Origin of the sequence: Janthinobacterium sp. TND4EL3 (assembly GCF_900156175.1) — a bacterium.
Classification (GTDB): domain Bacteria; phylum Pseudomonadota; class Gammaproteobacteria; order Burkholderiales; family Burkholderiaceae_D; genus Janthinobacterium.
In genome coordinates, this window is sequence record NZ_FTMV01000010.1 from 49,263 (window position 1) to 69,998 (window position 20,736).

General features: G+C 65.3%; 17 protein-coding genes. 13 read left to right on the top strand and 4 right to left on the bottom strand.

Features of this window, described 5'->3' with window-relative positions; genetic code table 11:
- Positions 1-22: 22 nt before the first annotated feature.
- From hydA to BXA07_RS16375, 3 genes are all read left to right on the top strand, one after another.
- Complete coding sequence (gene hydA, locus BXA07_RS16365) at positions 23-1,414, top strand: dihydropyrimidinase (RefSeq protein WP_076568991.1); 1,392 nt, start codon at positions 23-25, stop codon at positions 1,412-1,414.
- 10 nt (positions 1,415-1,424) lie between these two features.
- The gene (locus BXA07_RS16370) at positions 1,425-2,660 is read left to right on the top strand and encodes a Zn-dependent hydrolase (RefSeq protein ID WP_076568993.1); all 1,236 of its coding nucleotides are present in this window, start codon (positions 1,425-1,427) and stop codon (positions 2,658-2,660) included.
- Positions 2,661-2,876: 216 nt separating this feature from the next.
- Positions 2,877-4,277 (top strand): tetratricopeptide repeat protein, encoded by a 1,401-nt coding sequence (locus tag BXA07_RS16375; RefSeq protein WP_083708336.1) that lies wholly within the window; start codon positions 2,877-2,879, stop codon positions 4,275-4,277.
- Here the strand turns inward: BXA07_RS16375 and BXA07_RS16380 are convergent.
- Both BXA07_RS16380 and BXA07_RS16385 read right to left on the bottom strand, forming a co-directional pair.
- Complete coding sequence (locus BXA07_RS16380; protein WP_076568995.1) at positions 4,274-6,034, bottom strand: allantoate amidohydrolase; 1,761 nt, start codon at positions 6,032-6,034, stop codon at positions 4,274-4,276. The genes BXA07_RS16375 and BXA07_RS16380 overlap by 4 nt on opposite strands.
- A 73-nt stretch (positions 6,035-6,107) precedes the next feature.
- A complete protein-coding gene (locus BXA07_RS16385; protein WP_034754583.1) occupies positions 6,108-7,046 on the bottom strand; it encodes a LysR family transcriptional regulator in 939 nt (312 codons plus the stop codon).
- Positions 7,047-7,177: 131 nt separating this feature from the next.
- On the opposite strand from BXA07_RS16385, the gene BXA07_RS16390 reads away from it, so the two are divergent.
- The 10 genes from BXA07_RS16390 (at position 7,178) to BXA07_RS16435 (ending at position 19,141) form a co-directional block, all read left to right on the top strand.
- On the top strand, positions 7,178-8,404 hold the full coding sequence (locus BXA07_RS16390; RefSeq protein WP_076568997.1) for a urate hydroxylase PuuD: 1,227 nt from the start codon (positions 7,178-7,180) through the stop codon (positions 8,402-8,404).
- The gene (locus tag BXA07_RS16395; RefSeq protein WP_076568999.1) at positions 8,401-9,633 is read left to right on the top strand and encodes a M20/M25/M40 family metallo-hydrolase; all 1,233 of its coding nucleotides are present in this window, start codon (positions 8,401-8,403) and stop codon (positions 9,631-9,633) included. The genes BXA07_RS16390 and BXA07_RS16395 overlap by 4 nt, the downstream gene beginning before the upstream one ends.
- A 63-nt stretch (positions 9,634-9,696) precedes the next feature.
- A complete protein-coding gene (locus BXA07_RS16400; RefSeq protein WP_076569001.1) occupies positions 9,697-11,058 on the top strand; it encodes an amidase in 1,362 nt (453 codons plus the stop codon).
- An 89-nt stretch (positions 11,059-11,147) separates the two neighbouring features.
- The gene (locus BXA07_RS16405) at positions 11,148-12,479 is read left to right on the top strand and encodes a paraquat-inducible protein A (RefSeq protein ID WP_076569003.1); all 1,332 of its coding nucleotides are present in this window, start codon (positions 11,148-11,150) and stop codon (positions 12,477-12,479) included.
- On the top strand, positions 12,472-14,112 hold the full coding sequence (locus tag BXA07_RS16410; protein ID WP_076569005.1) for a PqiB family protein: 1,641 nt from the start codon (positions 12,472-12,474) through the stop codon (positions 14,110-14,112). The genes BXA07_RS16405 and BXA07_RS16410 overlap by 8 nt, the downstream gene beginning before the upstream one ends.
- Positions 14,109-14,705: a PqiC family protein gene (locus BXA07_RS16415; protein WP_076569007.1), complete on the top strand. Its 597-nt coding sequence runs from the start codon at positions 14,109-14,111 to the stop codon at positions 14,703-14,705. Before BXA07_RS16410 ends, BXA07_RS16415 begins: the two co-directional genes overlap by 4 nt.
- A gap of 47 nt (positions 14,706-14,752) precedes the next feature.
- A complete protein-coding gene (locus BXA07_RS16420) occupies positions 14,753-15,151 on the top strand; it encodes a DUF2946 domain-containing protein (RefSeq protein WP_244556305.1) in 399 nt (132 codons plus the stop codon).
- 77 nt (positions 15,152-15,228) lie between these two features.
- Positions 15,229-17,352 carry a TonB-dependent receptor family protein gene (locus BXA07_RS16425; RefSeq protein ID WP_244556306.1) on the top strand — a complete coding sequence of 708 codons (2,124 nt, stop codon included), beginning with the start codon at positions 15,229-15,231 and terminating at the stop codon, positions 17,350-17,352.
- Positions 17,353-17,360: 8 nt separating this feature from the next.
- Entirely contained in the window at positions 17,361-18,701 is a 1,341-nt protein-coding gene (locus BXA07_RS16430; RefSeq protein WP_076569205.1) for a PepSY-associated TM helix domain-containing protein, read from the top strand.
- Positions 18,702-18,757: 56 nt separating this feature from the next.
- Entirely contained in the window at positions 18,758-19,141 is a 384-nt protein-coding gene (locus BXA07_RS16435) for a hypothetical protein (RefSeq protein ID WP_076569011.1), read from the top strand.
- Positions 19,142-19,155: 14 nt separating this feature from the next.
- On the opposite strand, the gene pcaD is transcribed toward BXA07_RS16435, so the two are convergent.
- Positions 19,156-19,938, bottom strand: coding sequence for a 3-oxoadipate enol-lactonase (pcaD, locus tag BXA07_RS16440; protein ID WP_076569013.1), 783 nt, complete (start codon positions 19,936-19,938; stop codon positions 19,156-19,158).
- A 9-nt stretch (positions 19,939-19,947) separates the two neighbouring features.
- Positions 19,948-20,733, bottom strand: a complete 786-nt coding sequence (locus tag BXA07_RS16445) for a 1,6-dihydroxycyclohexa-2,4-diene-1-carboxylate dehydrogenase (RefSeq protein ID WP_076569015.1) — start codon at positions 20,731-20,733, stop codon at positions 19,948-19,950.
- Positions 20,734-20,736 lie beyond the last annotated feature (3 nt).

Here is a 20,736-nt window from a genome sequence, read left to right on the forward strand (position 1 = left end):
TTGCGAATAAAAAGGAGACAAGATGACTACATTGATACGTGGCGGTACTGTCGTCAACGCCGACCGCGCGTTTCGCGCCGATGTGCTGATCGAGGGCGACACCATCGCCGCCGTCGGCGAGAACCTGGCGCTGCCGGCCGGCGCCGCCGTGATCGACGCGGGCGGCCTGTACGTGATGCCGGGCGGGATAGACACGCACACGCACATGAACCTCCCTTTCATGGGCACCGTGACGGCCGACGATTTTTTCACGGGCACGGCGGCGGGACTGGCGGGCGGCACCACCACCATCATGGACTTCGTCATCCCCGCGCCGAAGCAGTCGCTGATCGAGGCGTATCACCAGTGGCGCGCGTGGTCGGCCAAGGCGGCTGGTGACTACACCTTCCACGTGGCGATCACATGGTGGAGCGAGCAGGTACATGCGGAGATGGGCACTCTCGTGCGCGAGCATGGCGTGAACAGCTTCAAGCATTTCATGGCCTATAAAAACGCCATCATGGCCGACGATGAAACCTTGGTGAAAAGCTTTACCCGCTCGCTGGAACTGGGTGCGCTACCCACCGTCCATGCGGAAAACGGCGAGCTGGTTTTCCAGTTGCAGCAAGCCTTGCTGAAGAAGGGGATTACCGGACCGCAGGCACACCCGCTGTCGCGCCCACCGGCCGTGGAAGCCGAGGCGGCCAATCGCGCCATCGCCATCGCCAATGTCCTCAACACCCCCGTGTACATCGTGCACGTCTCGTGCGCGGAGTCGCTCGACGCCATCACGCGGGCGCGCGCCAATGGCCAGCGCGTGTATGGCGAAGCGCTGGCGGGCCACCTGGTGATCGACGACAGCGTCTACCAGAGCGACGATTTCGACTACGTGGCAGGCCATGTCATGAGCCCGCCGTTCCGCGGCAAGCACCATCAATCGGCTTTGTGGCACGGCCTGCAAAGCGGCAACCTGCACACGACGGCCACCGACCACTGTACCTTTTGCGCCGAGCAGAAGGCGGCCGGCAAGAATGACTTTACGCGCATCCCGAACGGCTGCGGCGGCGTCGAGGAACGCATGGCCGTGGTGTGGGACGCAGGCGTCAATTCCGGCATGCTCACGCCCTCCGAATTCGTCAAGGTGTCATCGACCAATGCGGCGCAGATCTTCAATATGTATCCGCGCAAGGGCGTCATCGCCGCAGGCAGCGATGCCGATATCGTGCTGTGGGATCCGCAAGGCACGCGCACCATTTCCGCCGCCACCCAGTTCGCCAAGGGAGGCTTCAATGTCTTCGAAGGTCGCACCGTGCGCGGCATCCCCAGCACCACGATTGCCGCCGGCAAGGTGGTGTTCCACCAGGGCGAACTGACGGCCGTCGAAGGGGCGGGGCGCTATATCGAGCGTCCCGCGTTTGCCGCCACGATCGCATAAGGAGTTGACGATGGATGCATTGCGTATCAATGGCGAGCGCCTGTGGGCAGCGCTGATGGAGCTGGCGCGGATCGGCGCGACGGCGAAGGGCGGCGTCAAGCGCCTGGCACTGACGGACCTCGACAAGGAAGGCCGCGACCTGGTGGTAGGCTGGGGTCGTGAGGCGGGCATGAGCATCACGATTGACCAGATCGGCAATGTCTTCATGCGCCGCGACGGCACCGACAATACCTTGCCGCCCGTGATGACGGGCAGCCATATCGACACGCAGCCTACGGGCGGCAAGTTCGATGGCAATTACGGCGTGCTGGCGGGCCTGGAAGTGGTGCGCACCCTGAACGATCTGAAGATCAAGACGCAGGCACCGATCGAAGTGGCCTTCTGGACCAACGAGGAAGGCTCGCGTTTCGTGCCCGTGATGATGGGCTCGGGCGTGTTTTGCGGCGCCTTCTCGCTCGAAACGGCGTATGCGGCCAAGGACACGGAGGGAAAAACGGTGGGCGAGGAGCTGGCGCGCATCGGATACAAGGGTGAGCAGGTGCCGGGCGACCATCCCATCGGCGCCTATTTTGAAACGCATATCGAACAGGGCCCCGTGCTGGAAGACGCGGACAAGGTTATCGGCGTCGTGCCGGCCGTGATGGGTCTGTCCTGGTACGACTGCGTGGTGACGGGCATGGAAGCGCATGCGGGCCCCACGCCCATGGCCTTGCGCAAGGATGCGCTGCAGGTGGCCACCACCATCATGCAGGAAGTGGTGGCGATTGCCAACCGTTACCCGCCGTACGGGCGCGGCACGGTGGGCATGGTGCAGGTCTTCCCGAACAGCCGTAACGTGATCCCCGGCGAGGTCAAGTTCAGCATCGACCTGCGGAACGTGAACGACGAACTGCTCAACACCATGCATGGCGAGATCACGGCCTTCATCGATGCCACGCGCGAGAGGACGGGCCTGGGCATCTCACTGGAAAGGGTGTCCTACTACCCGCCATGCCCGTTCCACCCCGACTGCGTGGGCGCCGTGCGCAATGCCACAGCCAAACTCGGCTACTCCGTGATGGACGTGGTGTCCGGCGCCGGCCACGACGCCATCTACGCGGCCCGGCTGGCCCCGGCCGGCATGATCTTCGTGCCGTGCAAGGACGGCATCAGCCACAATGAAATCGAGGACGCCAAGCCCGAGCACCTGGAAGCGGGCTGCAACGTGCTGCTGCATGCGATGCTGGAGCGGGCCGTGCTCGTCTAAGTAACCCCCAATAAATTATTGTGTTTTCTGACTTTCATAACCGGCGCTGTGCGGTGTTGCCGGCAGCTGGCAGTGCTCGCACTGCGTCGCTGTAGGCGCCTTGCACAGCATCCGGTTCTGTTCGTCATAAAGTCACAATAATTTGCCGAGGATTACTTAGCTGCCGCTGCGCGGCGGTGCTATGCTGGGCGCCTTGCGACAAAAGGCTGCCCAGCGATGAGCATTTCCGATACCGATACCGAGCGGCACCCGGCCGCGCTGCACGCCGCGCGTGGTGGAGAACTGCTGTCCATGGGGGACGCGGCAGGCGCGCAGGCCTGTTTCCAGCAGGCGCTGCTACTTGACCCCGACAATGCGTTTGCCCTGCTCAACCTGGCGTGGATGCGGGAACAGGAGGGCGCACTGGTAGATGCCTTGGCTCTGTACCTGCGTGCGCTGGCGCACATGCCGGACGACGCGCATCTGCTGCAAAACCTGGGCGCGCTGCTACTGCGGATGCGCCGCATTGACGAAGCGGAGAAAATCCAGCGCCGCGTGCTGGCGCTGGCGCCCGAGCTGCCTTCTGCCTGGTCCACCCTGGGCGCGCTGCAGGCCAGCCTGCAGCGCGAAACACAGGCAGAGCACTGCTACCGCCGGGCCATGGAACTCGATCCCACCTACGCGAACGCGCGCTACAATCTCGCCTACCTGCTGCTGCGCCAGGGCCGCTTGGCGGAAGGCTGGCACATGCTGGAAGCGCGGCCGCAACCGTCCGCGTTTGGCGGCTATTTTCGCTTCCCTCGCTGGCAGGGCGAGCCGCTGGCCGGCAAATCGCTGCTGATCTGCCCGGAAGCGGGCATGGGCGATATGCTGCTGCTGTGCCGCTACGTGCCCTTGCTGCGCGAATTGGGCGCAGGCAGCGTGTCGCTGCTGTGCCATGCGCCGCTCAAGGCACTGCTGCGGACCGTGCCTGGCATTGACGAGGTGATGGCCATTGGCGAGGCGGTCGCTGAGCACGGGCGCGATTATTGGGTCGCCCTGCTGAGCATTCCCGGCCTGTACGGCACGGTGTTGGAAACGATACCGTCGAACGTGCCGTATGTGCACGCGGATTCGCACGCTGTGGCCGCCTGGGCCGCGCGCCTGCCACCTGCGCCGTTGCGCGTGGGCCTGGCCTGGAAAGGCAATCCCGCATTTGAAAACGATGGCGAGCGTTCATTGGCGGCGCTCGACACGCTGGCGCCGCTTGGAGCGGTGGCAGGCGTGCAGTTTGTCAGCTTGCAAAAGGGTGCAGGCGAGGATGACACTTCGGCATCACTGGCCCTGGCTGGCGGCGGAGCGGCGCTGGGTGACATGGCCGATACGGCGGCGCTGATCGCCAACCTGGATCTGGTGATCAGCGTCGATACGGCCGTGGCGCACCTGGCGGGTGCGCTGGGCACGCCGTGCTGGCTGCTGCTGCCACACTACCGACCTGACTGGCGCTGGCTGGCGGGACGCTGCGATAGTCCCTGGTATCCTGCGATGCGCCTGTTCCACCAGCCTTCGCCAGGTGGATGGGCGCCGCTCGTTGCGCACCTTGCCGAGCGGTTGATGCATTGGCGGAAGGAGATGCTCCGTCCTGGGATAGACGCTTAGGCATTGGACCCTGGCTGGAAGTTGCGCAAAAACGCCAGCAGCGCGCGCGCCGCGATGTCGGCGTCGTCGGCCGTCATGGTTTCCAGCGGGTTGTGGCTGATGCCGCCATTGCCGCAGCGGGTAAACAGCATGGCCACGTCGGTGATGGCGGCCATGGCCATGGCGTCGTGGCCGGCGCCCGACAGCAGCGCATACGGTTCGATGCCGACCGATTCCACTGCCTGTGCCAGCTGCGCCATCAGCCACGGCGCGCATGGCGCCGCGCGCGCCGACAGCAGCAGTTCCAGCTGGTAGTCGATCTGGCGCCGCGCGCAGATGGCCGCGATGCCATCGAGAATATCGTCAACGGCAGCCTGGCGCACGGCATCAACGGCCGCGCGGATATCGAGCGACAGGGTGCAGGCGCCGGCGATCACGTTGACGGAGCCGTTGGGCACCTGCAGCTGGCCCACGGTGCCCACCAGCGCTTCGCCGTGGCTGCAGCGCCGTTCCACCAGCAGGATGATTTCCGCAGCCGCGCTGGCCGCATCCTTGCGCATGGTCATGGGCGTGGTGCCCGCATGGCTGGCCACGCCGCCAAGATTGACCAGGTAGCGCGAGCTGCCGGCGATCGCCGTGACGATCCCCAGCGGCAGGTCGCGCTCGAGCAGCACGGGGCCCTGTTCGATGTGCACTTCCACATAGCCGAGCAAGTCTTCGGGATCGCGTGCGATGGCGCCGATGGCGCTCGCCTCGTGGCCTGCGGCGGCCAGCGCGTCGCGCATGCTCACGCCATCCGCATCCCGCTGCTCCAGCAGCGACACGTCGAATTTTCCGGTCACGGCCGTGCTGCCCAAAAACGTGCTCTTGAAGCGCACGCCTTCCTCTTCCGCGAAACCGACGACCTCGAAATGAAACGGCAGCTTTTCGCCCCGCTCATGCAGGTGGCGCACGACGGCGATCGGCAGTACGATGCCCAGGCGGCCATCGTATTTGCCGCCGTTGCGCACCGTGTCGTAGTGCGATCCCGTCATCAGGGTCTTCGCGCCCGGCGCGTCGGACAGATAGCGGCCGACGACATTGCCGACGGCGTCGATGTGTACCTGCATGCCCGCGTCCCGCATCCAGTCGGCCAGCTGCGCCGCCGTTTTGCGGTGCGCCGGCGTCAGGTAGGCGCAGGTCAGGTTGTAATCGCTGTCGCTCCAGCCGGCCAGCGTTTCCGCCTGCTGCATGATGGCGGGGCCGAAGTCCAGGCGCACGTCGAACAGGTCGTTCAGGCGCAGTTCGGCGATGCGCTTGATCTGCCGCAGCGATTCGGCCAGCTCATCCGCATGGCGGTTTTTCAGACGCCGCGCAAACGTGGCGATGATGTCCTGGCGCGTCAGGCCATCGCCCGTCGGGCCCTTGACGGCCAGGATGAAGGGAAAGCCGAACTTGGCGTTGTATTCGCTGTTGAGGCGCTGCAGGGTGGCAAATTCATCGGCGCTGCACAGGTTCAGGCCGGACTTGGCCTGTTCGCGCGTCGATTCCGCCGTCAGCTGCCCGGCGATGGCGGCCTTGCCGGCCAGCTCCGGGTGGGCGCGTATCAGTCCCAGCTGCTCCTCGGGCGAGGCTTGCGCCAGCACGCGCTGCAGCTCCGTCTTGAGTGCCGTCAGGCTGGCAAACGGCCGGGCGGCAGCCGCGCGCTGGGCGATCCAAGGCGAATGTTCGTAGATGCCATGCAGGTGCGCGATAAAATCGGCCTGGCTGCCGGCGTTCAGGTCTGAAAGGGTGGTCATGGTTTTCCGATCATGCAAGCGGTGATGATAGCGCCCCGTTCCTGCCTCCATTATATGCGCGTGCTGATAGCGGCTATCGCTGCACCAGCGCCTTGGCGGCCGCGCTGACCTGGTCGCGCAGCCATTTGTGTTCGGGCGCCTGGTGCACGCGCTGGTGCCACAGCTGGTAAAAACGCATGGGTGGGAATTTCAAGGGCACGGTATACGTTTTCAGCGGCAGGGTCTTTTCATAGAAGCGCATGAATTGCCGGCCCGTGGTGAGCACCAGGTCCGTCTGCGTCAGCATGTAGGGGATCAGGCCGAAATACGCCGACTCCACCACCACGTTGCGCTGCAGGTTTTGCCGTTCGAGGAAGGAATCGATCACGCCGTGGTAGCCGGGCATCATCTGCGACGGCGCCACGTGGGGCAGGCTCAGATAATCGTCGAGCGTCATGGCGTCGCTGGCCGTGCGGCGCGCATAGGCGTTTTCCGCATGCATGGCGCAGATGATGGGGTCTTCGAACAGCTTCGAGATGTGCAGGTGGGCGGGCGGCTCGTCCCAGTTGGCGATCACCAGGTCCAGGCCACCGTCGGAGAGCTGGCGGATATGGTCGATGCCCGGCCCCAGGCTGTGCAGCACGACGCGGCTTTTCGGCGAGCCGCGGCGCAGCAGGGCCACGACGTTGGGCAGGAACTGGCTGTCCAGGTAGTCGGGCGCGGCGATATGGAAGGTGCGCGCCTCTTCCTGCGCCACGAACGGCGTCTTCTTGACGAACAGGCTTTCTGTCTGGTCGAGGATGCGCTTGGCCGGATTGAGCAGGCTTTCGCCATGCTGGGTCGGCACCATGCCGCGCGCGCCGCGCACGAGCAGCGGGTCGCCCGTCAATTCGCGCAGCTTGCGCAGGGAGGCGGAAATCGAGGGCTGCGGCTGATTGAGTTTCAGCGCCACGCGCGAGACATTCTTTTCCACCAGCAGCAGGTAGAGGATGCGGATCAGGTGCAGGTCGAGGTGTTGCGGCAGGCTGGACATGTGGCGGCGGCTCTGTTGTATATCGATTTGAATATGTCAAATATACGATACTTTTCATGTGATGGGCGGTAAATCCGTTTATCTTGTGTAGATTGGCACGAATATTGGTTCAGTCTGACTAGAGGAAATTTATGGAAGTATTTGCCTACCTGATTCCGTACGGCCTTGAGTGGCTGAACCTGATCGTCCGCTGGCTGCACGTCATCACGGGCATCGCCTGGATCGGTGCTTCCTTTTATTTTGTCTGGCTCGACAACTCGATCCGCCCGCCCGCGCCCGGCTCCGAGCTGGCGAAGAAGGGCGTGTCGGGAGAACTGTGGGCCGTGCATGGCGGCGGCTTTTATAACCCGCAAAAATACCTGGTCGCGCCTGCCGAATTGCCGAAGGAACTGCACTGGTTCAAGTGGGAAGCGTATTCGACGTGGCTGTCCGGCTTTGCACTGCTCACCATCGCGTATTACTTCAATGCCCAGGCCATGATGATCGACAAGGCCGTGGCCGATATCTCCAGCGGCCAGGCCGTCGGCATCGGCATCGCCACCCTCGTCATCGGCTGGACCGTGTACGACCTGCTGTGCCGCTCGAAGCTGGCGCAATATGAACTGTGGTTCGGCGTGACGGTGTTCGCGCTGATCGTCGCCGCCGCCTATGTGCTCACGCATTTGCTCAGCGGGCGCGCCGCCTACATCCACGTGGGCGCCATGATCGGCACCATCATGGTGGCCAATGTGCTGATGCTGATCATTCCCGGCCAGCGCAAGATGGTCGAGGCCATGGCCGCTGGCAAGCTGCCCGATCCCAAACATGGCCTGAAAGCCAAGCAGCGCAGCGTGCATAACAATTATTTTACGTTACCCGTGCTGTTCATCATGATCAGCAACCACTACGCGATGACTTACCGTAACGACCACGCATGGCTGGTGCTGGCCTTGATCATGGCGGCCGGCGTCTTCATCCGCCATTTCTTCAACCTGCGCCACAAGGGCCGCGTCGAGTGGCGCTACCCGGCCCTCGGCGTGGCCTTGCTGGTGGCCGTGGCCGTGGCCATCGCGCCGAAAGCACCCGTGGCGAGCGCGCCCGTGGCGGACCCCGTCGCCCAGTTCGTGGCCGTGCATGCCATCATTGCCCAGCGCTGCGCCACCTGCCATTCGGCGCACCCGACGCAACCGGGATTCGCCACGGCGCCGGCCGGCATGATGCTGGATAATGAAATAGAAATCCGCCAGCACGCGGCGCAAATCTACAAGCAGGCCATCGAGCTGAAGGCCATGCCGATCGGGAACCTGACCAATATGACGGACGCCGAGCGCAGCGAACTGGGCGCCTGGCTGCAACAAACCATGCAAGGAGCAAAATGACTACGCACGCAGAAAAAATCACGGCCTGGATTGACGAGCACTTCGACGAGGAGATCGCCTTTTTACAGAAGGTGGTGCAGCAGCCGACGGATACGCCGCCCGGCAATAACGCGCCCCATGCGGACCTGGTGGCGCAGCTGCTGCAAGCGTATGGCTGGAACGCAGAAAAGCACGCCGTCCCAAAGGACCAGGTCGAGGCATACGGCATGCAGAGCATCACCAACCTGATCGTGCGCCGGCCGTATGCGGCAGGCGGGCCGACGGTGGCCCTGAATGCGCATGGCGACGTGGTGCCGCCCGGTGACAACTGGACGTATCCGCCATATGGCGGCCAGATCGACGGCGGCTATATCTACGGCCGCGCGACGGCCGTGTCGAAAGGCGATTTCGCCACCTATGTGTTTGCCGCGCGCGCGCTCGAAGCGCTGGGCATTCCCCTGAAAGGGCAGCTGGAACTGCACTTTACCTACGACGAGGAATTCGGCGGCTTGCTTGGGCCGGGCTGGCTGCTGGAACAGCAGCTGACGAAGCCCGATTTCGTCATCGCCGCCGGTTTCAGCTACGGCATCGTCACGGCGCACAACGCCTGCCTGCAGCTGGAAATCACCGTGCACGGCAAGTCGGGCCACGGCTCCATGCCTGAGACGGGCCACGATGCGCTGCAGGCGGCCAACAAGATCCTCAATGCCATTTACGGCCAGCTGCCGGAACTGAAGAAGATCAAATCGAAAGTGGCCGGCATCGACTCGCCCACCATGCTGGTGGGGCGCATCGACGGCGGTACGAACACGAATGTGGTGCCGGGAAAAGTCGTCATGAAGATGGACCGCCGCATGATCCCGGAGGAAGATCCGGTGGCGGTGGAAGCGCAGGTGCGCGCGCTGATCGAAGACGCGGTGCGGGGCGAGCCTGGCATCCGCATCGAGATCCGCCGCCTGCTGCTGTCGCATGCGCTGCGGCCCTTGCCCGGTTCCGAGCAACTGGTCGGCAGCCTGCAAAAGAATGCGCAAGCGATTCTGGGCGAGACGATACCCGCCGTCGGCACGCCCCTGTATGCGGATGCGCGCCTGTATGGCGAACGGGGCATCCCCGCCGTGCTGTATGGCGCCGGCCCACGCACGGTGCCCGAATCGAACGCGAAGAAGGCCGACGAGCGCCTGGCGCTCGATGATCTGCGCAAGGCCAGCAAGATCGTCGCCCTGACCCTGCTCGACTTCCTGGCCGCCTGACTGGACCGCGACCATGCCGCTGGCATCCGGTAAGATGCATGCCTGGGAAATCGGGGAGGCAGCATGGATGTGACTGGCAAGAAGACGATAAGGGAACTGGCGGCCGACCTGGCCGCCAACCGCATCACCAGCGTGGCATTGACCGAGCGGATGCTGGCGCGCGCCGATGCGCACCGGGCGCAGGGCGGCCATGCCTATGTCGGCGTCGATGGCGAACAGGCGTTGATGGAAGCGCGGGCCAGCGATGCGGCGCGCGCCGCCGGCATCATTGTCTCGCCGCTGGCCGGCATCCCCATTTCAATCAAGGACCTGTTCGACGTCAAGGGACAAACCAGCAGCGCTGCCTCGCTGGCGCTGGCCGGCGCGCCGCCCGCCGTGGCCGATGCGCTTGCCGTGGCGCGCCTGCGCGCGGCCGGCGCCGTTCTGCTGGGCCGCACCAACATGAGCGAATTCGCGTTTTCCGGCCTGGGCTTGAATCCCCATTACGGCACGCCGCGCAATCCGCACGACGGCGCGCGCGTGGCCGGCGGCTCCACTTCGGGCGGCGCCGTGACGGTGGCGTTGGACATGGCGGCCGGCGCGCTGGGCACGGATACGGGCGGCTCGATCCGCATTCCCTCCGCCTTTTGCGGCCTGACGGGCTTCAAGCCGACGGCGGCGACTGTGCCGCTGGCCGGCACGGTGCCCCTGTCGCGCTCCCTCGACTCGGCCGGGCCCATCGCCCGCAGCGTCGATTGCTGCGCCATTTTGTATGCAGCGCTGTCGGGCCATGACATCGGCGCGCAGGCGCCGGCACTGAAAGGCTTGCGCTTCGGCTTTACCCTTGACTACGTCGGTACGCACGTGGAGCCGCAGGTGCAGCAGGCTTTCGACGCCGCGCTGGACAAGCTGCGGCAAGCCGGCGCCCTGGTGGAGCAGTTCGATTTCCCCGAATTGCTGGAGCTGCCGGGCATCAATGGCGGCGGCGGCCTGGTGGCGGCGGAAGCCTGGCACTGGCACAGGGCGTTACTGGAAGAGAAGGGCGCGCAGTACGACCAGCGCGTGGCGGCGCGCATACGCCGCGGCCAGCTGCAGGGGGCGTTTGACTACATCGACTTGCTCGATGCGCGCGCGCGCCTGATCGCCATCGCCCGGCGGCGCCTGGCGCCGTTCGACGCCTGGCTGATGCCCAGCGTGGCCATTCTGGCGCCGCAGGTCGCGCCGCTGGAAGCGGACGACGCCACTTTCTTTGCCACGAACGGCCTGGTGCTGCGCAACGCCAGCGTGATCAACTTCCTCGACGGCTGCGCGCTGTCGCTGCCCTGCCATGCCGACGGCGAGCTGCCCGTGGGGCTGGGCATCTGCGGCCTGGCTGGCGCCGACGATACGGTGTTGCAAATCGGCCGCACCGTGGAGGCGTTGTTGCGGGCGAGTGGAAAAGAATAGTGCCGTAGTGCAGGAAAATGCCAATTCTGTCATGATGGCTGGCATTGACATGGGATAGTCGCGCTGCGGGCGCCGGCAAACTTCACACTGTGCACCGATACGACCTGATTAGCTGTCATGACTGCGGCGTGCTGTACCGCAAACGTCCGCTGCGTCCACGCGAAAAGGCGCGCTGCATCCGTTGCCGCTCGGTGCTGTATCGCGCCGCGCCAGGCCGGGGCGCATCGGCCGAATTGAGCAAGGTGGTGGCGCTCACCCTGGGCGCCGCCTTTGTCTTCCTGATCGCCCAGTTTTTCCCCATCGTCGAACTCGACGTCAATGGCCTCACTTCCAGCGCCACCTTGCTCGGCTCCATCCGCGTGCTGTGGTACGAGCAGATGCACATCGTGGCGACGATGGTCTTCCTGTTTACCATCCTCTTTCCCGCCATCGAACTTGGTTCGCTGCTGTATGTGGCGCTGGGCCTGCGCGGCGGCGTCAAGGTGCCGGGCTTTAACCGCGTGCTGCGCGCCGTGCAGACGGCGCGCGAATGGGGCATGACGGAGGTGCTGATGATCGGCATCCTGATCACCGTTGTCAAGATGACCAGCCTGGCCACGGTGCTGCCGCAACCGGGCTTGTTCGCGTTTGGCGCGCTCACCGTGCTGCTGGCCATCGTCGTCTCGTTCGACCCCAAGGCGCTGTGGAACCTGGGCGACGACCTGACCCGGCAAGCGCTGCCCGGCATCCGCTACAAGGCTTTCGCGCCCGGTGAAAGGGTCGTTCCCTGCCATGCCTGCGGCCTGGTGGCGCCGCCTGTGGGCAAGGGCAGGCACCTGGCCTGCGTGCGCTGCGGCACGGCCCTGCACGTGCGCAAGCCGGACAGCATCAACCGCACCTGGGCCTTGCTGATCGCCGCCATGATTCTCTACATTCCCGCCAACCTGCTGCCCGTGATGGTGACGCAATCGCTGTTCGGCGCGCAGGACGACACCATCATGAGCGGCGTGGTGCTGTTCTGGACCAGCGGCTCGAAGGGCCTGGCCATCATCATTTTCATCGCCAGCGTGGTCGTGCCCATGCTCAAGCTGGGCGTGCTGGCGCTGCTGGCGTTCACGGCGCAGCGGCGTTCGCGCTGGCGGCCGCGCCAGCGCACCATCCTGTACCGCATGGTCGAATTCATCGGCCGCTGGTCCATGCTCGACATCTTTGTCGTCACCCTGACGGTGGCGCTGGTGCGCTTCAAGTCGCTGGCCGTGATCACGGCGGGACCCGGTGCGCTGGCCTTCGGCGCCGTGGTGGTGCTGACCATGCTGGCGGCGATGCAGTTCGATCCGCGCCTGATTTGGGACCCCGTCGACGGGCAGGTGCCTGGCGAGGAAGAACCCGTGGTGGTGGCAAATACCGGAAACAATACAGTGATTGGAGAACAGCATGGCTGACAAAGAAGCGGGCGACCTTGCCGAAACGGGTGGCCAGGGCGTCCCCCCGTTGCCGGAACCCGATGTGGAGCAGGGCAGCCGCTGGCTGCCGTCGCTGGTATGGCTCATTCCGCTGCTGGCCGCGCTGATCGGCGCCGGCCTGGCCGCCAAGTCCATCCTCGACCAGGGCCCCACGGTGACGGTCAGCTTCAAGAGCGCCGAAGGCCTGGAGCCGGGCAAGACCAAGGTCAAATACAAGGACGTCGACATCGGCCAGGTGCGCGCCATCACCCTGGGCGACGACTTGAGCAAGGTACTCGTGACGATCGACATGAGCAAGGAGGCGCGCCGTTTCGCCACCGCCGATTCGCGCTTCTGGGTGGTGCGCCCGCAGATCGGCGCCAGCGGCGTGACGGGCCTGGGCACTCTGCTGTCGGGCGCCTACATCGGCGTCGACACGGGCAAGTCGGAACAGAAGAAGGAAAATTTCGTCGGCATGGAGAGTCCGCCCGCCGTGGCCGGCGACCAGAAGGGCAAGCTGTACACCCTGCATGCGGACAGCCTCGGCTCCGTCGACGTGGGCTCGCCCCTGTTCTTCCACCGCCTGAGGGTGGGCAAGGTGGTCAGCTTCGCGCTGGACAAGGACGGCAACGGCATCACCATGTCGGTCTTCGTGAACGCGCCGTACGACCAGTTCGTCGGCAAGGATGCGCGCTGGTGGCATGCCAGCGGCGTTGACGTGCGCCTCGATTCCAACGGCTTCAAATTGAATACGCAGTCGCTGGCCGCCATGCTGGTGGGCGGCATCGCCTTCGAGGCGGAAAACGGCCGCAAACCCGTCGAACCGGCGCCGGCTGGCACCAATTATCGCCTGGCGGCTGACGAGGCCAGCGCCATGCGCGAGCCCGATGGCGAGGCCATCACCACCGTGTTCTATTTCGACCAGTCCCTGCGCGGCTTGCAGCCCGGAGCCACGGTCGATTTCCGCGGCATCGTATTGGGCGAGGTGCGTTCGGTCGGTATCGAGTTCGACCCCGTGAAGAAGAACTTCCGCATGCCCGTCACCGTCAACCTGTACCCGGCCCGCCTGGGCATGCGCTTCAAGGCGGCCGTCGACGATGAGGAAGGCTCGGCGGGCCACCAGCTGCTCGAACGCATGGTCAGCCGTGGATTGCGCGCGCAGCTGCGCACTGGCAACCTGCTGACCAGCCAGCTGTACATCGCGCTGGACTTTTTCCCGAAAGCGCCGAAGGTGGCGCTCGATCCGAACAGGTACCCGCTGGAAGTGCCGACCGTACCGAATACCCTCGATGAATTGCAGACGCAGATCGCCAGCATCGCCCGCAAGCTCGATCAGGTACCGTATGCGGAGATCGGCAATAACCTCAACGCGACCATCAAGCAGGCCAATACCCTGTTCAAGCAGCTCGATGGCCAGGTGGTGCCGGAAATGCGCGATACCCTGACGGCGGCGAAACAGACGTTCGGCACGGCCGAACAGGTGCTGCAAAAGGATTCGCCGCTGCAGTCGGACGTGCGCCAGGCCTTGCAGCAGCTGACGCAAACCCTGCAATCGCTCAATGCCCTGTCCGATTACCTGGAACGCCACCCCGAGTCCCTGATCCGCGGTAAAAAAGGAGATGGAAAAAAATGATGAAGCCGATGTTTTCCGCGCTGCTGGCGGCCAGCCTGCTGGGTGCCTGCTCCACGCCCCAGCCCGAGCATTTCTATACGCTCAGCGGCGGCGCCGACGCGCAGCCGGCCAAGCCCGTCAAATACTATGTCGAGGTGCTGGCCGTCAGCGTGCCGCAGCAGGTGAGCCGCAACCAGTTTGTCGTGACGGCGCCGTCGGGCCGCATCGAATTGCTGGAGCAGCAGCGCTGGGCGGGGCCGCTGGCCGGCGAGATCGGCCAGGCCCTGTCGACGGCCGTGACGAACGATCTGGGCGCCATCGACGTGTTCCGCACGCCGCATCCGGACGACTTGCCCGTGTACCGCATCAGCACCAACGTGCAGCGTTTCGAGTCCGTGATGGGCCAGTATGCGCTGATCGATGCCGTGTGGAGCGTGCGCCAGCTGGCCAGCAGCAAGGTCGTCACTTGCCGCACGGTGGCCAATGAAAAGGTGGGCGCCGGCTACGATGAACTGGTACTCGGTCACCGCCGCGCCGTGAACCGCATCGCCGCCGATGCGGCGAGCGTCGTGCGCGCTTTTGACAACGGCAGCGCCGCCTGTCCGGCCGCCTGAGCCGTTTTCCGCTACCCAGTCCCGGCGGCCGCTGGTAAAATGCGGCCATGGGAATGACCTTGTTCACGCGCCGCTTTGCCGCCTGGATCGCCTGTTTCGCGATCCTGCTGGCGGCGCTCGCGCCATCGGTTTCCCAGGCCGTCGCCAATGCCAAGCAGGAATCCGGCTCCGGCTGGGCGGAAATCTGCTCGGTGGCCGGCATCCGTTTTGTCCAGGTCGATGATGGCGGTGTCGATGGCAAGTCCGGCGACAAGGCCATGCAGATGGAGCATTGCGCCTTCTGTTCCACGCATGCGGGTTCCGTCGGCTTGCCGCCGGCCAGCCCCGTGCTGCCGTTGCTTGTGGCCAGCGGCACGGCTATTTTCCCGGCCCTGTACTACCAGTCCCCGTCCCCGCTGTTCATCTGGTCCACCGCGCAGTCGCGCGCGCCGCCCGGTCTCATTTAAGTTTTCGCATTTTCAATGCTGGCGCTGTCCACCTTGCGGTGTGACGCCCCGCATCCGCACACTTATACGAGAATCACATGAACAAGAAATCATTGGTGCTGGCCGTCGCCATCGCCCTGGCTTATCCGTGCGCGCAGGCGCAGCAACTTGACCAAACCGACCACGCCATCGACACCGTCGTCGTCTCCGGCTCGCGCGCGCAAGCGTGGCTGTCCGAGACGCCGCAGGCCATCGGCGTCGTCAATGCCAAAACGCTGGAACGCGACAAGCCCAGGACCATGGGCGATATCCTCAACCGCATCGCCGGCGTGTACTGGAACGACCTGGGCAACGAGCAGCACAGCATGAGCATCCGCCAGCCCATCGGCACGAATGCCGTCTACCAGTACCTGGAAGACGGCATTCCCATCCGTCCGCTGGGTGTCTTCAACCACAACTCGCTCAACGAAATGAACATGGCAGGAGCCAGCGGCGTGGAAGTGGTGAAGGGCGCCGCCTCGTCGCTGTACGGCAGCAATGCCGTCGGCGGCGCCGTCAATTTCCTCACGGCCGGCGCCAGCGCCACGCCGACGGCAAGCGCGGGCGTGCGGCGCGACAACGTGGGCGGCTTCACCCGCTACGATACTGCCGCCAGCGATACCTGGGGGCCGCTGGGACTGCGCTTTTCCCACTACAGTTCGCGCCGTTCGCGCGACAACTGGCAAGAGTACAGCTATGGCGACAAGGATTCGTTCTCGCTGCGCGCCGACTATGCGCTCGGCCCCGCGTCGCAGCTGCGCGCCACCATCGTGCACACGGATCTCGATGCGGCCATGACGGGCAGCCTGTTCGAGGACGATTACCGCCATGCCCCCGGCAAGAGCCTCAATACCTTCACCTACCGCAAGGACAAGACCACGCGCATGAACCTGGCGTGGGAGGGCGCGACGACGGCCAATGGCACGAGCACCGTCACCGTGTTTACACGCAAGAACGACCATGGGCAGATTCCCGCGTATTCCATCGGCAGTTGCGCGGGGCTGCTGTGCAAGGGCGTCATCAACAACAACCACGTCGATTCGCTGGGGCTGGATGTGAAACACCAGCAGGAATTCGCGTGGCTGCGTTCGCGCCTGGTCGCCGGCGTGTACGTGGACAAGAGCGACAATCCCTTTGTCAGCGATAATCTGTCCATCGTGCGCGATGCTGGCACGGGCCGCTATCTGCGCTATACGCTGGCCAATGCGTCCAATCCGCAGGGCGTGCGCGACTACCAGACGGACATTTTGAACACGGCCGTCTTCGCGCAGTGGGAATTTTCTCCGCTGGCGGGCACGCGCGTGGTGCTGGGCGGGCGTTCGGACGCCATCCGCTACGACTACCGCAACAATCTGGCGCCCGGCGGCAGCGTCAATTACGGCGCCCCCGACGAGTCGCGCAGCTTTTCGCATGTGAGCCCGAAGCTGGGCGCCACCTACGCCATCGGCCACGCGGGCAGCGCGTATGCGAACGTCAGCCAGGGTTTTACGCCGCCCGAAGTGAGCCAGCTGTATGGCAAGACGGGCATCGCCGACTTGCAGCCGTCCGTCTACAACAACTATGAGCTGGGCTTGCGCTGGGCCTTTTTGCAAGGCCGCTTGAAACTCGACACGGCCCTGTACCGGCTCGACGGGCGCGATACCATCGTCAGCTACACGCTCTCGCCGGGCAACAGCGAAAACCGCAATGCTGGACGCACGCGCAGCGAAGGCCTGGAGCTGGGCCTGAACTACGACAGCGGCCCGTTCGACGCGCGCTTCGCCACGGCCATCGCGCGCCACCGCTACCTGCGCTACCAGGTCTCCAGTACCCTCGATTACAGCGGCCGGATCATGCCGCAGGCGCCGCGCGACATCACCTCGTTCGAGATCGGCTACAAGCCCGTGACGGGCGCGCGTATCGCACTCGAAGCCGTGCATCAGGGTCGCTACTGGATGAACAACGCCAACACGGTGGAGTATGGCGGCCACGCGCTGCTGAACCTGCGCGCCAGCTACCGGCTCGCGCGCGGCCTGGAAGCGTGGGTACAGGTGCGCAACCTGGCCGATAAACGCTATGCCGATTCGGCCAGCAGCAGCTACGCGGGCACGGGCAGCTACGCGGCCAATACGCAGAACCAGTACACGCCCGGTGCGCCGCGCAGCGTGATGCTGGGCCTGGCCTATACCTATGACGGACTGTGAGGATGGCCATGGACGACGCAACCTTCCTTCTCGCACGGCGCAAAGGCCTGTACTGGCGCATCCACTTCTGGGCCGCGCTGATCGCCTCGCCATTTGCCCTGGTGGCCACCCTGACGGGCATTTTGTATGTGTTCACGCCGCAGATCGAGGCAAGGCTGTACCAGCACCTCGATCACGTGGCGCCGCAATCGTCCATGTTGCCGCTGGACGCCGCCGTGGCAGCCGCCGAGCGTGCCGCGCCGCGCGGCTGGGCGGTGCAGCACGTGGTGCCGCCGTTTCAGCATGACGATGCGGTGCAGGTGGCGTTCGCGCCGCCCGGCGGCGCGCCCGATGAACATGCGGGCCATGGCGCTCATGCCGCGCCGGTCAAGCCAAAATTCGGCCTGCCCGCGCAAGCCATCATCGTGTATGTGAATCCATATGACGCGCGCGTCTTGGGCAGCCTGGCCAGTAGCGAACGTTTCGGCAACTGGGCGAAAAAGCTGCATTCACGCCTGCTGCAAAACGATGGCTGGCGCTGGATGATCGAGCTGGCCGCCAGCTGGCTGATGGTGATGCTGGTGACGGGCGTGGTGCTGTGGTGGCCGCGCGGCGCGCAAGCGGGCTTGCCGAAGCGCGGCGCGCGGGGACGCAACGGCTGGCGCCAGTGGCATGCCTTTCTCGGCGTGGCGCTGGGGCTGGTGAGTGCCGTGATCCTGACCACGGGGCTGACGTGGAGCCAGCAGGCGGGCGGGCGCATCCGCGCGCTGCGCGACGTCAGCGGCCAGGCGCCGCCGCCCGTGCCGCGCGGCCTGCACTCGACTGAGGAGGGCGCTCCGCTCGACTGGCAGGATGCGTGGCTAGTGGCGCGCAGTCACGCGCCCGCCATCGCCGTGCAGCTGACGGCGCCGGCCAGCCAGGACGATGTGTGGCGCGCCACCATGGCCGACCGCAGCCAGCCCACCTTGCGCTTCGACCTGCAATTCGACGCCTACAGCGGCAAGCCCCTGTATTACGCAGGGTGGGACGCGCAGACGGCGTTCGGCAAGGCCACCGCCATCGGCATCCCGTTTCACCGCGGTGAATTCGGCTGGTGGAACCAGGCCTTGCTGCTGCTGTTCGGCGCCAGCGTCCTGTTTTCGCTGGTTTCTGGCTGGGTGATGTTCTTCAAGCGGCGCCTGCCGGGCACTCTGGGCTTGCCCAAGCTGCTGCCGGGTGCCTGGACCTCGCCGTCCGCGCTGGCCTGGCTGGTGGCGGCCGGCATGTGCGCGCTGATGCCGCTGCTGCTCGTGTCGGGTGGCTTGCTGGTGCTGCTGGAGCTGGGGCTGGCAAAATGTGGGCCGCGTGTCGGCCGGATATGGCTGCGCTAGAATAAGGGGCGCGGCCAGGCTCGTTGCCAAGGGCCGCCCCTTTGCCTTGGCTGAACATGATATTCATCGACTTCCCCGCCCTGTCCACGCTGGCCGCCGCGTCGGCCGGCGTCACGCAAAAATGCAGCTGCTGCGCCGTCCCGCTCGATGCCTGGCAACGTCTTCCCATCTCGCTGGAGCTGGACCGCTTTGAAGAAATCGGTACCCTGCGCGAAGACCCGTACGAGGAACCGACGTTCAAGGAATATCACCCGCAGGGCACGCGCTACGACAGCGCGGACGCGCCCATCGCGCCGCGCTACTATCCCGCGAACCTGAGCCAGGTGGCCCGCTGCCTGGACTGCGGCCGCCATTACCTGCGCTACAACGAGGCGGGCGGCTATTTCACGGAATTGCGCATCCGCGCGCTGCGGCCGGAATTGCTGGCCGATGCGGCGTAAGGTGCTGCACGTCGTCAGTCGGCACGCAGGAAATCGAGCAGCAGTCCCGTAAACGCGAGGTCCGCTTCGATATTCGACAGATGCGACGCATCGACAGTGGCCAATTCCGCATGGAAGATAGCCTGCTGCATCAACAAGGCATCGGCGATGGTAGTGACGGGATCGAGCGTGCCGGCGATGATCAGCGTCGGCGCGGCGATGTCCTGGATGGCACCGCGCAGGTCGGCCTCGGCCAGCGCGTCGCAGCAGCTGGCGTAGCCTTGCGGATCCTGGCGGCGCAGCTTGTCGAGCATGGCGGCGATGGTGGCCGGGCGCGCGGCGATGAATTCCGGGCTGAACCAGCGTCCGGCCGCGCCGTCCGCGATGGCGTCGAGTCCTTCCTGGCGCACGCTGTGCGCGCGGGTGGCCCACCCTTGCTGCGAGCCGACCTTGGCGGCCGTATTCGCCAGCACCAGCTTGTGCAGGCGCTGCGGCGCATGGATGCCCAGCCACTGCCCCGTCACCCCGCCCATCGACAAGCCGCAGAAATGGGCCTGTCCGATATGCAGGTGGTCGAGCAGGGCGAGGACATCCTGTGCCAGCATCTGTACGCTGTACGGTCCCGGCGGACTGGCCGAGGCGCCATGGCCACGCGTGTCATAGCGCAGCACGTGGAAGTGCGGCGCCAGTGCTTCGGCTTGCGCATCCCACATGGACAAGTCCGTCCCCAGTGAATTCGACAGTACTACGCAGGGTTTGTGCGGATCGCCTTCGCTGCGGTAATGCAGCGTAGCGCCCTTGATATCGGCGAATGGCATGGGCTGCTCCTATCCCTGGTCGCCGCCACCGACAGGCAGCACGCTGCCCGTGATGTACGACGCTTCATCCGAGGCGAGAAACAGGATCGCGCCCACTTGTTCATCGATGCTGCCATAGCGGTGCATGGCGCTGCTGGCGATGGTCTGGTCGACGATACCCTGGTACCAGCGCAGTTCCTGCTCATTGAGGGGCGTGCTGTTGCGTGGAATCGCGCGCGGCGGCGCTTCCGTGCCGCCCGTGGCGACGGCATTGACGCGGATGCCGTGTTCCGCGTTTTCCAGCGCCAGGCTGGCCGTCAGCGCATTCACGCCGCCCTTGGCCGCCGCGTACGGCACGCGGTAGATGCTGCGCGTGGCGATGGAAGAGACATTGACGATGGCGCCGCCGCCCTGTTCCAGCATGGCTGGCAGCACCGCGCGGCAGCACCACAGGGTGGGAAACAGCGAACGGCGGATTTCCGCCTCGATCTGCTCTTCCCCGTAGACCTCGAAAGGCTGGGCCCAGATGGTGCCGCCCACATTGTTGATCAACACGTCGATGCGGCCGAAATCGGCCATGGCCAGCTCGGCCAGCTGGCGCGCGCCCGCATAGTGCTCCAGGTCGGCCTTGCAGACGCTGACGCGCGCGCCCAGGGCAACCGCTTCGGCGGCCACCTGTTCGACCAGGTCGGCGCGGTCGGCCAGCACCAGCTGCGCGCCTTCGCGCGCGGCGCGCAGCGCGACGCCGCGGCCGATGCCCTGCGCCGCGCCCGTGACCAGCACGACCTTGTCGGCAAATCGTTGACGATCACTCATTTT

Coding starts and splice junctions, on each gene's coding strand:
- BXA07_RS16375 (WP_083708336.1), top strand. CDS start 2,877: ATGAGCATTTCCGATACCGATACCGAGCGGCACCCGGCCGCGCTGCAC.
- BXA07_RS16445 (WP_076569015.1), bottom strand. CDS start 20,733: ATGAGTGATCGTCAACGATTTGCCGACAAGGTCGTGCTGGTCACGGGC.
- BXA07_RS16390 (WP_076568997.1), top strand. CDS start 7,178: ATGGAAGTATTTGCCTACCTGATTCCGTACGGCCTTGAGTGGCTGAAC.
- hydA (WP_076568991.1), top strand. CDS start 23: ATGACTACATTGATACGTGGCGGTACTGTCGTCAACGCCGACCGCGCG.
- BXA07_RS16380 (WP_076568995.1), bottom strand. CDS start 6,034: ATGACCACCCTTTCAGACCTGAACGCCGGCAGCCAGGCCGATTTTATC.
- BXA07_RS16400 (WP_076569001.1), top strand. CDS start 9,697: ATGGATGTGACTGGCAAGAAGACGATAAGGGAACTGGCGGCCGACCTG.
- pcaD (WP_076569013.1), bottom strand. CDS start 19,938: ATGCCATTCGCCGATATCAAGGGCGCTACGCTGCATTACCGCAGCGAA.
- BXA07_RS16420 (WP_244556305.1), top strand. CDS start 14,753: ATGGGAATGACCTTGTTCACGCGCCGCTTTGCCGCCTGGATCGCCTGT.
- BXA07_RS16385 (WP_034754583.1), bottom strand. CDS start 7,046: ATGTCCAGCCTGCCGCAACACCTCGACCTGCACCTGATCCGCATCCTC.
- BXA07_RS16410 (WP_076569005.1), top strand. CDS start 12,472: ATGGCTGACAAAGAAGCGGGCGACCTTGCCGAAACGGGTGGCCAGGGC.
- BXA07_RS16415 (WP_076569007.1), top strand. CDS start 14,109: ATGATGAAGCCGATGTTTTCCGCGCTGCTGGCGGCCAGCCTGCTGGGT.
- BXA07_RS16370 (WP_076568993.1), top strand. CDS start 1,425: ATGGATGCATTGCGTATCAATGGCGAGCGCCTGTGGGCAGCGCTGATG.
- BXA07_RS16395 (WP_076568999.1), top strand. CDS start 8,401: ATGACTACGCACGCAGAAAAAATCACGGCCTGGATTGACGAGCACTTC.
- BXA07_RS16430 (WP_076569205.1), top strand. CDS start 17,361: ATGGACGACGCAACCTTCCTTCTCGCACGGCGCAAAGGCCTGTACTGG.
- BXA07_RS16425 (WP_244556306.1), top strand. CDS start 15,229: ATGAACAAGAAATCATTGGTGCTGGCCGTCGCCATCGCCCTGGCTTAT.
- BXA07_RS16435 (WP_076569011.1), top strand. CDS start 18,758: ATGATATTCATCGACTTCCCCGCCCTGTCCACGCTGGCCGCCGCGTCG.